Source organism: Haloarcula sp. H-hyl2 (assembly GCF_056934385.1).
The window spans coordinates 626,375-639,605 of the sequence record NZ_JBRIIJ010000001.1; the positions used below are offsets into that span (position 1 = coordinate 626,375).

General features: G+C 67.2%; 13 protein-coding genes. 7 read left to right on the forward strand and 6 right to left on the reverse strand.

Annotation, left to right across the window (positions count from 1 at the left end; all coding sequences use genetic code 11):
• The first annotated feature begins 14 nt into the window (after positions 1-14).
• Together Hhyl2_RS03330 and Hhyl2_RS03335 are read left to right on the forward strand one after the other, a co-directional pair.
• Complete coding sequence (locus Hhyl2_RS03330) at positions 15-896, forward strand: hypothetical protein (RefSeq protein WP_483549309.1); 882 nt, start codon at positions 15-17, stop codon at positions 894-896.
• 56 nt (positions 897-952) lie between these two features.
• Positions 953-1,810 (forward strand): hypothetical protein, encoded by an 858-nt coding sequence (locus Hhyl2_RS03335; protein ID WP_483549310.1) that lies wholly within the window; start codon positions 953-955, stop codon positions 1,808-1,810.
• Here Hhyl2_RS03335 and Hhyl2_RS03340 read toward each other — a convergent pair.
• Genes Hhyl2_RS03340 through Hhyl2_RS03350 form a run of 3 tightly spaced genes read right to left on the reverse strand, consistent with a single transcriptional unit; the run spans position 1,805 to position 4,443 of the window.
• Positions 1,805-2,260 carry a Mut7-C RNAse domain-containing protein gene (locus Hhyl2_RS03340; protein WP_483549311.1) on the reverse strand — a complete coding sequence of 152 codons (456 nt, stop codon included), beginning with the start codon at positions 2,258-2,260 and terminating at the stop codon, positions 1,805-1,807. The genes Hhyl2_RS03335 and Hhyl2_RS03340 overlap by 6 nt on opposite strands.
• The gene (gene polX / locus Hhyl2_RS03345) at positions 2,253-3,989 is read right to left on the reverse strand and encodes a DNA polymerase/3'-5' exonuclease PolX (RefSeq protein ID WP_483549312.1); all 1,737 of its coding nucleotides are present in this window, start codon (positions 3,987-3,989) and stop codon (positions 2,253-2,255) included. The genes Hhyl2_RS03340 and polX overlap by 8 nt, the downstream gene beginning before the upstream one ends.
• A gap of 1 nt (position 3,990) precedes the next feature.
• Positions 3,991-4,443, reverse strand: a complete 453-nt coding sequence (locus tag Hhyl2_RS03350) for a DUF5788 family protein (protein WP_483549313.1) — start codon at positions 4,441-4,443, stop codon at positions 3,991-3,993.
• 82 nt (positions 4,444-4,525) lie between these two features.
• On the opposite strand from Hhyl2_RS03350, the gene Hhyl2_RS03355 reads away from it, so the two are divergent.
• From Hhyl2_RS03355 to Hhyl2_RS03370, 4 genes are all read left to right on the forward strand, one after another.
• Positions 4,526-6,625, forward strand: a complete 2,100-nt coding sequence (locus tag Hhyl2_RS03355) for a hypothetical protein (RefSeq protein ID WP_483549314.1) — start codon at positions 4,526-4,528, stop codon at positions 6,623-6,625.
• Positions 6,626-6,697: 72 nt separating this feature from the next.
• The gene (locus tag Hhyl2_RS03360; RefSeq protein ID WP_483549315.1) at positions 6,698-7,582 is read left to right on the forward strand and encodes a response regulator; all 885 of its coding nucleotides are present in this window, start codon (positions 6,698-6,700) and stop codon (positions 7,580-7,582) included.
• A gap of 186 nt (positions 7,583-7,768) precedes the next feature.
• Entirely contained in the window at positions 7,769-8,737 is a 969-nt protein-coding gene (locus Hhyl2_RS03365) for a rhomboid family intramembrane serine protease (protein WP_483549316.1), read from the forward strand.
• Positions 8,738-8,739: 2 nt separating this feature from the next.
• Positions 8,740-9,531, forward strand: coding sequence for an endonuclease V (locus Hhyl2_RS03370; RefSeq protein WP_483549317.1), 792 nt, complete (start codon positions 8,740-8,742; stop codon positions 9,529-9,531).
• Positions 9,532-9,555: 24 nt separating this feature from the next.
• Here the strand turns inward: Hhyl2_RS03370 and Hhyl2_RS03375 are convergent, their stop codons facing one another.
• Positions 9,556-10,947, reverse strand: a complete 1,392-nt coding sequence (locus Hhyl2_RS03375; protein ID WP_483549318.1) for an MEDS domain-containing protein — start codon at positions 10,945-10,947, stop codon at positions 9,556-9,558.
• Positions 10,948-11,083: 136 nt separating this feature from the next.
• Here Hhyl2_RS03375 and Hhyl2_RS03380 point away from each other — a divergent pair, with 136 nt between their 5' ends.
• Positions 11,084-11,899: an SDR family oxidoreductase gene (locus Hhyl2_RS03380; RefSeq protein WP_483549319.1), complete on the forward strand. Its 816-nt coding sequence runs from the start codon at positions 11,084-11,086 to the stop codon at positions 11,897-11,899.
• Between the two features lie 10 nt (positions 11,900-11,909).
• Here the strand turns inward: Hhyl2_RS03380 and Hhyl2_RS03385 are convergent, their stop codons facing one another.
• A complete protein-coding gene (locus Hhyl2_RS03385; protein ID WP_483549320.1) occupies positions 11,910-13,007 on the reverse strand; it encodes an ArsA family ATPase in 1,098 nt (365 codons plus the stop codon).
• 50 nt (positions 13,008-13,057) lie between these two features.
• Complete coding sequence (locus Hhyl2_RS03390) at positions 13,058-13,219, reverse strand: DUF7563 family protein (RefSeq protein WP_284009774.1); 162 nt, start codon at positions 13,217-13,219, stop codon at positions 13,058-13,060.
• Positions 13,220-13,231: the final 12 nt, after the last annotated feature.

The window sequence follows — 13,231 nt, forward strand, 5'->3', positions numbered from 1 at the left end:
CCCCAGCACCGGTCGTGAAGTCGCCTGCGGATTCGTACGGCACTGCGAGCCACCGGCTGGTCACCAACGACGGACCTGCACTCGCTGACGCCTGGGTTCGGGCCGAGAACGCGGTCCTGGAGACCCTGCTGGCGGCCGGGCTGTCCGTCCACGTGGCCGTCTCCGCGAAACTGCTGGACCGGGCTGCCCCACGGGTCTACGATGCGTTCGCCGAACGGGATTCGCCGGAGCGGACGCCACTGTCGACGAGCAACCCAGTCGTCGAACTGACAGCCGCGGACGCCGACCTGCCGACGGACGTGCTCGGCGTGCCGACAGACGAGCCAGTCCCGACCTGGCGGGAGCACGGCGTCGACGAAGTCGTCGCCGTCGATACCGAGGCCGATAGCTGGATCTACTACTCCGTCCCGCGCAAGCCGGCCGTTCGGGCGGTCGACGAACCCGGACAGACGCTCCGAGCTGAGATCCGGGAGGCGGTCGCGGATGTCCCCTGTACCGCACTGTTTCCCCACGGCGCGCTGGCCAGCTGGGAGGTCGCCGACGTCCGCGTCGAACTCACCGTCGAGGGTCTCTGGCTCGGCCGGGCCGACGGAACGACCCGCTGGTACCCCCACGAGCAACTGGCGGGGGTCGTCGCCGACGAACACGACTGTGAACTGCTGCTCTCCTGGCCCACCCACCGAGAGAAGGCCACGTCGTCGCTGGGTCGACTGCTGCGTGGTCTGGTCGACCGGGTCAGCGAGTCCCCGCCCCGGTTGCTCCACCCACCCGACGCGGAGACGCTGTCGACGGCCGCGACGGCCTACGAACTCGTCTCCGACCGGCTCTGCTACGACTTCGAGGTCCGCCGGCACGGTGCCGACGACCCCGTCGGCGTGGTCGGGCGTGTCAGGTGATGGCGTTCCGGACAGCTCTCGATAGAAATTATGTACCCGAGGGCGTACGCGGTCTCGTGGACGTCCCGGACCCGGATATCGACGAGGCCACCCACGGCGTCGTGACGAACATGGCCAGCGACGCGGTGACCAGAGCGACCTGGGTCCTGGCGGAGAACGCCGTCATCACGACCTGTCTGGACCACGGCCAGACGGCGTACCTGATCGTCGACGAGGGGATCGTCGAACGCCACTCCGAGTCGACAGTGGAGACGATACGGTCGCTGGAACGCATCGGCCGGGACGACGATTCTGACGAGGCCGTCTACCGGGCCACCGAGGACGACCGACAGACACTCCGCTCGGCGCTGGCAGTCGAGGACAGTTCGGGATCGATCCCGGTCCATCAGGTCATCTCCTGGCGGGCACGCGGCATCCAGCGCATCCGGACGATGGACGATGGCGTCTGGCGCTACGATTCCGTCCCGGAGACCCTCTCCAGTCGGTGGCTCCACGACCCGCCCCCGGAACTGCGAACGGACCTGGAAGCGGCGCTCGACCCGGTTCCAGCGACGGGGCTGTTCCCGGCCGGCGAGGTCGATCTGGAGACCGGCAGGTGGGGGACTATCACCGTCGACGCACACCGGATCAACTGCCACCCCGACGAGATCATCACCGAACAGTACTCCTTCTCGAATCTGGATACCGTGCTCGTCGACACGCGGGACGAGGCCATCGCGTTCGACTGGCAGACGCCCCGGTCGCGAGCCAGGTCCTCGCTCGGACGGGTCATCTGGGGGATAGCCGACCGCCTCAAGGAGTCCCCGCCGGAACGCCTCGAACCGGCCGACGAGGAGACGTTCGAACGGCTCTGGGACGTCGTCTCGACGATGGCGACAGACCTCGACTACGGAGTCGAGTACCGCGAACTATAGCTCCGCCAGCGTCGCGGCGACGTCGTCCCAGTGGCTCCCCTTCCAGAAGTGCTGGCCGCAGTCGCGACACCGCCAGACGCGCTCGTCGCCGGGGTCGGGCGCGTAGTCGGGCGTGGGTTCGGTCCGGTCGACGACCTCCAGACGGCCGTTGCAGGTCCCACAGTGTGTCGGCTCTTCGGTCAGTTCCAGATCGAACCCGGCGGCGGCCAGTTCCCGGAGTTGCCCCTCGATATCCCGTTCGGTCAGCAGGACAGCGTCCGGTGCCGACGCCGCGAGCGACTCGTCACGCGTCACCAGCCGACGGGCCTCGGTGTGGGCCAGCGCGAGCAGGTCCTCGTCGGCCTCCGCGTCGCGGTCCAGCGCGTAGGCGGTGTCGTAGCCACACATCCGCAGGTACGTGGCCAGTCGTCCGAGCATCGCGTCCAGGACGAGGGGGTCGCGCTCACTCATCGACGAACTCGCGGACTTCGGCAGCCGACTGAGCGTTCAGGACGTCACTGGACTCTGCCCACCCACGCCGAGCAGTATGCACGCCGTACCGGATCTGTTCGAACTCCCCGGGGCTGTGGGCGTCGGTGTCGATGACGACGGTGGCGCCAGCCTCGATGGCCTGCTTGACGGCGCCCCCGGACAGATCGAGCCGGGAGGGACTGGCGTTGATCTCCAGAGCGGTCCCGTGGTCGGCGGCCACCGCGGCGAGTCGCTCGACGTCCACGTCGAGGCCTGGCCGGCGGTTGAGGAACCGGCCGGTCGGGTGGCCGATGACGTCGACCTCGGGGTGTTTCGCCGCGGCGACGAGCCGGTCGGTCCCGTCGCCGTCAAGCGACGCGTGGGGCGAAGCGACGACGACGTCGAGCGCTGCGAGCAGGTCGTCGGCGACGGAGATGGCACCGTCCGTCGCGATGTTGGCCTCGACGCCGGCGAAGACGTCGATGTCGGCCTCGGCCGCGACGGCCTCGATAGCGTCCAGTTGGTCCCACAGTTCCTCGTCGGGGACGCCGACGCCGCCGACCATCCCCGGCCCGGTCGCGTGGTCGCTGATGGCGATGTAGTCGTGGCCGAACGCGGAAGCCCCCTCGACCATCTCCGCGATCGAGTAGCCGCCGTCGGACCAGTCGGTGTGGGTGTGCAGGTCGCCGCGGATGTCGCCCTCGGTCAACAGGTCCGGCAGGGTCCCCTCGGCCGCAGCCGCGACTTCCCCGCGGTTCTCGCGCAGTTCCGGGGGCATCCACTCCATGCCGAGGGCCTCGTAGACCGCTTCCTCGGTCTCGCTGGCGACCAGACGGCCGGCCCGCTGGTCGTCGTCCTCGACGCCCTCGATATCGAAGACCCCGTACTCGTTGACTTTCAGGTCCCGCTCGATGGCGCGGTTGCGGACGGCGACGTTGTGGTCCTTGCTCCCGGTGAAGTACTGGAGCGCGGCCCCGAACTCCTCGGGGACGACCACGCGGAGGTCCACGCGGACGCCGCCGGCGCGGACGCTGGCCTTGGTGTCGCCGGCCTCGATGACGCGGTCGGTCTCGGTCCAGTCAGTGAACGCTTCGACGACGGCCTGGTCGTCGTCGCTCCCGACGAGGACGTCGACGTCCCCGATGGTGGGTTTCCAGCGCCGGATGGATCCGCCCAGCGCACACCGTTCGACGGCGTCGACGCCGGCGAGATAGTCCCGGATGGACTCGCCGTAGGGACGGGCCTCGCCAAGCAGCGCCCGCTCGTGGGCCTCGCGGGCGAAGCCGATGTTGTCGAGGATGTTCTGCTCGGTCTTGGCGCCGAATCCCTTGACATCCTGTATCTCGCCGGCCTCGGCGGCGGCTTCGAGTTCGTCCAGCGTCGTGATGCCCAGCGCCTCGTAGAGGCTACCGACGGTTTTCGGGCCGACGCCCTCGACGGCCGTCAGCGCAGCCATGTCGACGGGCAGTTCCTCGCGGAGGTCATCCAGTTCCTGGATCGTACCGGTCTCGACGTACTCGACGACCTTCGCGGAGATGGCGTCGCCGACGCCGTCGATCTCCCCGACCGCGTCGGCGCCGTCGGCGGCCAGCCCCTCGATGGCACCGGGGTACTCGCGGATGTTCTCGGCCGCCCGGCGGTAGGCGCGGGGCTTGTACTCGACGCCCGTGGCGTCCAGCAGGTCGGCGAACGCTTCCAGTTCCGTCGCGACTTCGTCGTTTCGGCTCACGTTATCTCCCTCGCCCGGCACGGCCGGTACCGGAGTCCGCGTCCTCGTGACCCAGTGCCTTCCGCAGGAACTTCATCCATCGCTTCTGGTCTTTGGTTTCCTGGACCTGCTGCTCCTGTTCGAGGTTGGCCGGGCCCAGCTGTTCGAGCGCGTTCAGCGCCCGGTCGATGCCGATGATGGCGTTGGCCAGTTCCTCGCCCGCTTCGTAGCTGATCTCGCCGTCCTCGATGCGTTGCTTGCGCTGGAGGCGCTCGCGCCGCAGGTTCTTCTTGGCCCGGTCGACCCGCTCGCGCTCGCCCCGCGGGACGGTCTCCCGACGCTTGATCTCGAAGACGAACGACCGGAGGGCGATCTCCTCGCCCTGGACCGTGATCTCGTCAGGGATGTCGGCTCCGACGGTGGCGCCCTCCCGTTCGATGCGCTCTAACAGTTGCTTGCGCTCGAACTCCTTCACTGTCGATTCCTTCGGGCGGGGGACCCTTACCGGCTTCGCTCGACTCCCCGGCGGCATCTTTTTGTCCACGACTCGCCGTTCTGTGGACGAACCTCACCACGCCATGCACGTCACGTTCGAGCGACTGTCCGACGAGTCCGGTATCGAGGTGATCGACCGCGTCGAGCGACACCGGTATCGGCTGCTGACCCCGAAGCCGGTCGCGCCCACGGCTGCCGACATCGACGACTTCCTGTTCCCCGTCGAGAGGGCTGCCACGGTCGAGACGTCGTCGTTGACGCTCCCCGCGGTGGTACCGGTGATCGTCAGGGACGCCGACGGCGAGATGGTCGCCGAGGTCGGGAACGCCGACTCGGTCGCGCTGCCAGATGGGACCTACAGTCTGGACGTCTGCACGCAGATGAAGACCTACGTCCGGGTGACGGCAGCACCCCGTGTCTCGACTGAAGGCGGCGACACTCGCGTCGCGTTCGACAATCCACAACGGGTGACCATCGGGGTCCGGTCGCGTCACGACCGGCCGGCCGCCACGGTGACGACGACCGCCGACCCGACCGACGTGATGGCCGCCATCGAGACGTTCGGGTCCGCGCTGAAGACCACGAGCCCCGAGCGGTCCTTCCCCACGCTCCGGGGCCATCCGCCAGCGGTTGCGCTGGGCGAGGAACTCGACGTTCCGTCGGACATCGAGCGGCCCGAGACCGGCGTCACGCTCGAACTCCCGCCGACGCTCTCCGCTGCCGTCGTCGCAGCACCGCTGGCGTACTATCTCGGCGCTGCCGTCGAACCGGGGTCGTCGCCACGGCTCCTGACCGACGACGGGTTCGAACACCCTTTAGACGGCCCCGAGGGGTACGAACGGGCCGTCGAACGGACGCTCAAACAGCTGTTCGTCCTCGACTGTGTGGCCCGGACAGACGGGCTCTACCAGGTACCACTCGACGAACGCCGCCAGCTGGCACCCACGCTGGACGTGGAGTTCGAGACGCTATACGAGCGGTCGCTGTCGGACCAGGTCGCGACGTACCTCTCGGTACCCTACGAGGCAGTCGCCGACCACGTGCCGGAATGGCGCCTGACGACCCACGTCGATCCGGGCCTCGAAGCGATACGGTCGCTCCCGTTCCTCGTCGACGATCTGGCGGTCGTCAGAACCTGTTCGGACGGTCGGGACGGTATCGCCCAGTCGCCTGCAGCGGGCTATCGGACGTTCTCCCGTGACGACGTCGTCACCCGGTCCAGCGGCGACAGCGATGACCGATCGCGGTACGTCGAGCCCAGCGCTACCCACAGCGTCGAACAGGCCTGGATCGGTGACTCGATCCCCATCGGTGCGAGCAAACTGACGGTCGAGGCGTTCCAGAACCGCCTCGACCGGTCGCGCGCCGAGGGGAACATCGGCGTCACCGTCGTTGAGAACGACCAGCGGATGGCCGCCGAGCGCCGGACGGCCGACGAGGTGTACGGGAACAGGAGAGACCGTCACGAAGTCCCGCTAGACGTGACCGTCCGCCGGGAACTGACGCGAACGGAACTACAAGACGTACTGACGGACCCGACGGAACTGCTCCACTTTGTGGGCCACGCCGATACCGACGGACTTCGGTGTATCGATGGCTCGCTCGACGTCCGGGATGTCGACGACGTGGCCGTCGAGACGTTCATCCTGAACGCGTGTGAATCCTACGATCAGGGGCTCGCACTGGTCGAACGTGGTGCCATCGGTGGCATCGTCACACTCAACGAGGTTGTCAACGACCACGCCGTCCCTATCGGCGGAACGACGGCACGGTTGCTCAATCTGGGGTTCCCACTCCGAGCGGCGCTGACCATCGCGCGGGACGTCTCCCCGGCAGGCGGGCAGTACATTGTTGTCGGCGACGGTGGCATCACAGTGACGCAGGCGCCCGGCAGGACGCCGACCCTCCTCGACGTCTCGACCTGTGCCGCCGGGTACGAGGCCGAACTCAAGACGTACGTGACCGACCAGTGCGGACTCGGTAGTATGTTCACCCCGTTCCTCGCAGACAAGGACCGGTACTATCTGAACTCCGGATCCATCGGGCCGGTCCGTGTCGAACGGACGGAACTCGAAGAATTCCTCGAACTGGAGTCCATCCCCGTCAGGGTCGAGGGGGACCTCCACTGGAGCACCGACTCCGACCTGGACGACGTCCTGTGATTGCCCCACTCTGGCCGCCAACAGAACCGATATACGGGTCGCCTGCCTGGTGCGTGGTAGAGTTACGCATCGATGACTGAGGACGGAACTAACCGTAGCGGATTCGTCGGCATCGACCGGATGCGTTTCGATAGCGGGAACAGCGGGGACACACCACTCGTTCGGGGTGATCCGACGGAGGCCGATCGGATCGAGGTACCGAAGCCGCTGGCGTCCATCGACGAGACAAAAATACGCCTGTTGCACGTTGACGACGACCCGCAGATCTGCGAGTACGTCGAGACGTTCTTCGCCGACAGTGAGGAGCAGTTCAGCGTCGTCACCGAGACGAGCGCAGTCGCGGCACTGGACCGCCTGTCATCGGAGCCGTTCGACTGTGTCGTCAGCGACTACCGGATGCCCAACACCGACGGCCTGGAGTTCCTCGAACTCGTCCGGGAGCAGTACCCCGACCTCCCGTTCATCCTGTTCACTGGCCGTGGGGACGAAGACGTCGCCAGCGATGCCATCGCTGCCGGTGTCACCGACTACATGAAGAAAGAAGTCGGCACGGAACAGTACGAGGTGCTGGCCCACCGCGTCGAACGTGCCGTCGAACGCGCCCGGACCCGAGAGCGCTTCTTCAACGCCCTCTCGTGGTATCAGCGTCTTGTCGAACAGGAACTAGCGGGCGTCTGTATCGTCCAGGACGGGGCGTTCGTCTACGTCAACCAGAAACTGGCCGACACGTTCGGGTACGACCAGTCGGCCCTCGTGGGCGAACCCCCCGCGACTATCTTCGAGGACGGGGACGCCTTTATCGAGGCCAGCAGAGCGGACACAGAGGTATCGCTCGGTGGGACGTTCACCGGTGTCCGTGCGGACGGGGAGACAGTGACCGTCGAAGTCTCCGGCGGATCGATCGAGTACGACGGCGAACCCGCCTGGATCGGCGTCCTCCGAGCCGTCGAGGAGTAGTTTTCAGTCGTCGGCGTACCGCTCGGGTACCCGAACAAGCGTCCCGTTGGCTGCGGGATCCGGATCTGCTCGCCCTGGGCGCCGTTAGGAACCGACCGAGAAAAGCCCGCGGCACTCCGATCCGGGCGTGAGGACGGGCCACGCACAGTCACAACCCCTTTGCCCCGTCCCCCCGTACCCCTGGTAATGTCGGATTGCGACGCCTGTGGCAAGGCAGAGAGCATGCCCTACCAGTGTGGGCACTGTGGCGGGACGTACTGTTCCGAACACCGGCTCCCGGAGGCCCACGACTGTCCGGGGCTGGACAACTGGAACGACCCACAGGCCGTCTTCGACAGTGGGTTCGACGACAGCGTGAACACGAGCGGCGGCCAGCAATCGAGGGGGCTAGCCGACCGACTCGGAATCGACACTGGTCCCGGCGGTGTGTTCGGGTACTTCCGCGGGAACATGACCTACGTGTTCCTGGCCGCGATGGCGATCGTGTTCATCCTCGAACATATCGTCGGGCAGGTGATCGTCGGGATCAGCGACCCGCGTTTCTACGCCAGCTCGGAGCTGTGGCGGTCTCTCTTCGTGCTCCACCCGGACAACCCACTCTATGTCTGGACGTGGGTCACATCCGTCTTCGCACACGATCCGGCCGGCTTCTATCACATCGTCGGCAATGGCATCATCATCTACTTCTTCGGCCGCATCGTCGAGCAACAGCTCGGCTCGAAGCGGTTCACGATCTTCTTCCTGCTCTCGGGCGCGCTCGCCGGACTGGGACAGATCGGCCTCCAGTACCTCCAGCCCGGCGGTGGCTACGGCGTGCTGGGTGCCAGCGGTGCGGCGCTGGCTATCCTCGCGTTCCTGACGGTGCTGAACCCCGATCTCCGGGTCTATCTGTACTTCCTGATTCCGGTCCCGATCTGGGCGATCACCGGATTCTACCTCCTGCTCAGCGTCCTCGGGACGTTCGCGCCGGGGACCGGCGGTCTGCTGGGCGGGAACATCGCCCACACCGCTCACCTCATCGGTCTGGGGATCGGCCTCTGGTACGGGAACCGGATCAAGGGACAGACGCGAGTGCCCCAGCAGCTCCAGTTCGGCGGGGGCGGCGGGCCAGGCGGTCCCGGTGGACCGGGCGGTCCCGGCCGACGACGGCCGTGACCATGGCGGTCGTCCGCCCCGAGTTCGTCCCCGATCCGTCGCTCTCACACGACGAGATGGAGTCGATCCAGCGTGAGATCGCCGAGACGGCGGTCTTCACAGACGACCTCGGGTTCGATCCGGCGACGGTCACTGCGACCGGTGATACAGGCCAGACGACACTCGCCAGCGACGCCGACCGACACCCGCTCGTCGCCGGTGTCGATCAGGCCTTCGTCGGCGACCGCGCCGTCTCGGCGGTGGTCGTCATGCGCGGCGGCGAGGTTGTCGAACGGGTCCACGCGGTCGAACCGACGGAGATACCCTACATCCCCGGCCTGCTGTCGTTCCGGGAGGGCGGCGCCATCCTCGCCGCGATCGGCCAGGTCGAGCACGACCCCGACGTCCTGCTGGTCGACGGCAGCGGCCGCATCCACTTCCGGGAGGCCGGTCTGGCGACACACGTCGGCGTCACCGTCGACGTGCCGACCGTCGGCGTCGCGAAGAACCTCCTCTGTGGGACGCCAGAACGTCCCCTGGACGGCGGCTTCCCGGAGGGAACTCGCGTCCCGATCCGGGCCGACGACGACGTCGAGACGGCCACGAACGGGACCCACATCGGTGACGCCGTCCAGACCCGCCAGTACGACTCCCCGAATCGGCACGTCAACCCACTCATCGTCAGTCCCGGTCACCGGCTGAGCGCAGACACGGCGGCCGACCTCGTGCTGGCGACGGCGGCGGGCTACAAACTGCCGGAACCGACGCGGCTGGCCGATCGGGCCGCCGCCGAGGCGAAGGGCGAGGTGTCGTAGCGAGAGACGGATACCGGGACCGCGTCAGTCGTCGACACCCACAGCTCGCTGTAGTTCGACGACCACCTGCGGACGCCCGTCTTCCGGGAGTCCTAACCGACCGTTGCTGTTCTCGACGATCCACTTCGCGAGCCAGAGGCCGAGCCCGTGACAGTGGTTCAGTTGCGTCTCGATGCCCTCCGTCAGGACGCGTCGGTCCGATTCGGGTACCGGGCCACCATCATAGTACAACTCGATACAGATCGTCTCCGGGGACGTCGGCCCGACGGTGAGATCCAACCTCGGCGGTGTTCTGTCCTGATCCTGTACCCCGTAGAGGCACAGTTCAACGAGCGCGGTGTCGATGTTCTCGTCCGCGACGACCGTCGCTGTCGACTCACTGTCGACGCCGATATCGGCCTCCCCGTAGACCGCTGTTATCTGTTCGGTGACCGAATCGAGGATGTCGTCGAGGTCCACGGTCCGCAGCGCCGGTTCGTCGATCGTCTGCTCGACTTCACGTGCCTTCTCTGCGATGTCGATTATCTCGTCGGCGTTCGTGATGGCCGTCGAGAGGTTCTCCTGGTGTTCGTCGGCGACGTCGTCGGACTGCGCTACCAGATCCGCCATCCCGCGGATGACCAGCAGGTTGTTCCGGACGTTGTGGCGCAGGATCCGGTTCACGACGGACAGCCGCTGTTCCTGCCGGGCGACCTGGCGATCGGACTGTGTGATGTCGTGCATCTGTTCGAGCAGCAACTGCGTGTCGAGGGCGCCGTCGGACATCTCCCGGAACCGCTCGGGCCTGATGTAGTACGGGTTCTCACAGACCGTGTACCGATAGATGACGTGTCGGTGCGTCCAGAGTGCCTTGGCCACCGACTGTTCGCTGAACTGGTTCAGGTCGTACTGACAGAGGGCTTTCATCGGGAGGTCCCGACTCGCCGCGTCGAAGTCGGCCTCGAAGCCGACGACGTTGTCGTACGAGAGGTCCGTGTGGAAACACCACGACACTTCACCGGCGACCCAGAGCTCATCGTACCCGTCAGATCGGCTCTTCCGGCAGGCGTCTTCGAGTCGCTGTATCAGGCTCTCCGGGCTGAAGCCGGCTTCGCCGTACGCGTCGACGCCGTTACGGATCTGGAGGTCGCCCGCGTCGAGTCTCGTGTCGACGTCGACGTCCGTCGACCGGAGTGCTGTGAGGACCCGCTCTTCGGTGTTCGTGTCGAAGAAGTACAGACAGCGATACCCCTGTCTGAGCCCGTGACGGACGAACGTGGTGGCGACTTTCAGTTGTGTCTCGGGTGAACGATAGAAGAACGCGACGTGTGGTGAGAGGTCGATCCGTTCGAGATCCCCAGACAGGTCGTTGATCGCTCGCTGGTCCGGCTCGGTGGGCGGTGCCTGGTCGTCGCCGAAGCCAGCATCGTGGGCCATCTACCAACACCTGTGTATCTATCCGTAAAGACCTGTCCCTGTAATGAGACGTCCGACCGCGTTCCGCTGACGGTGTGTCCTCGGGCGCAGGACCGGGTGTGCTTAACTGCCCGCGGCGTGTCCCCCCGGACAGACAATGGCGAAGACGGTGCTGATCACGGGTGCGTCCTCGGGGGTCGGGACGGCGACGGCCGAGGCCTTCCTGGCCGACGACTGGGCCGTCTGGGCGACCGCGCCCGACGAGGACGACGTCGAGGACCTTGCCGAACAGGGCTGTGAAACAGCGGAACTGGACGTGACGAACGCCCGCGAGTGCGAGCGGGTCGTCGAGGACCTCGTCGACCAGGAAGGGCGGCTGGACTGCCTGGTCAACGCGGCCGCGATCTCCCGGTTCGGGGCCGTCGAGGACGTCTCGACCGAACAGCTCCACGAGCAGTTCGACGTCACCGTCTACGGACCACACCGGCTGGTGCGCGAGGCGCTGCCCCACATGCGGGCCCGCGAGAACGGCACCGTGGTCAACGTCTCCAGCATCACGGGCCGGCTCTCGACGCCCGGACGGGGAGCCGACGCCGCCGCGAAGTTCGCACTGGAGGGACTGAGCGACGCGCTCCGGGTCGAAGCGGACGCCTTCGACGTCGACGTGGTGGTCGTCGAGCCCGGTCCGATCCGCGACGGGCCCGAGGAACCCGCCGAGGAGCCAGCGAGCGCAAGCGGCGCCTACGACTGGCTCTACCGGGCGCGTGAGGATTCGCGGCTGACCGGCGTCCAGGACGCGCTGGGCGTCACGCCCGAGACGGTCGCGCTCGCGATCCGCGACGCCGCGAGCACGAGCGATCCGGAGCCACGCTACCCCGTCGGCGAGGGCGCGAAACTCCTCTTGCTCGCCGACTACGTCCCCGAACGGTGGCGTGACTCGGCGTTCGGTCTGCTCCGGCAGTTGATGGGCTGAGGTCCCGAGTTCAGTCCAGGCAGGCGCCGACGACGTTCAGCAGTCGTTCGCCCCGGACCTCCTCGGCGAACAGTGGGATCCGGCGGACGTCGTGACCCTGGAACAGTTCCTGCGAGCGGGCCAGCGCCCGCTGCTGGACGTCCCACCGGCGGGCACAGAACGAACACTCCGAGTGGTTCGGTCCGGGGATGTCGACCGGTTCGCCCAGTACCTCGCTGGGATCCTGCATCACGCGGTTGACGACGACGGTACTGACCGGGACACCGTACTCGTCGAGCCGGCCCAGCAGGCGCTCGGACTCGACGACGGAGAGTTCCTCGGGGACCATCACGACCCGGAAGTCTGTCTGGGTCGGGTCACGGAGGATGCCACGCAGGTGTTCGATGCGGTCGCTCAGTTCCCGCAGGTCCTCGATGCCCTGCTCTGCGTCGACCTCGTCCTCGCTCCCCCCGAACATCCCGGTGAGGTTCCCGAGCATCCCGGAGAAGCGCTCGCGGAGCTGGAGGATCTTCCCGACCATCGAGTCCATCGTCTCGGGGAGTTCCAGCAGCCGGAGCGTGTGGCCGGTCGGCGCCGTGTCGATGACCACGCGGTCGAAGCGGTCGTCGTCGACGTAGTCCAGCAGGAGGCGCATCGCCGCGGCCTCGTCGGCGCCGGGCATCGAGCCCCCGAGCAGGCCACCCTCGCCGCCGATGACGTCCTCGCCGGCCGCGCCCTCGGCGCCCATGGGGCCGTTTCCACCCATCGGCCCGTCACCGCCGAGCATCTGTCCGAGGCCGCCCAGTGCGTCGTCGTCCATCCCGAGCGGCCCCTCGCCGACGGCGGCTTCGGGGTCGATCTCGGCGCCGTACAGCGGGATATCCTCGCGGATCCGCGTCGGCGTCGCCGGGATGTCGGTATCGAGCGTATCCGACAGGGAGTGTGCGGGATCCGTCGAGACGACGAGTGTCGCGGTGTCGTCACGGGCGGACGCGAGCGCCGTCGCCGCCGCGCAGGTCGTCTTCCCGACGCCGCCCTTGCCGCCGTAGAGGACGTACTCGGCGGCGTCGACGCCGGCCGGCGCGTCGATGCTGTCGACAGCCTCGACATCGAGTTCGTGATCGTTCATGGGCGGGATACGCGCCGCTTCCCTTGAGTATGTCCCGAAAACAGACCGCGTTATTGCCTGGAGGAGCGGGCTTCGCGGACCTCGGCACCGTCCCGGAGTTTGTCCTCGCAGTTGGGGCAAACGCGTGGCCCGTGAGCCTCGTTTGCCTCGGGTGTGAACACCCGTACGTACTGCTCCGTAACGAACTCACCGCAATTCTGACACTCGGGCATCTCGTTGAAAAC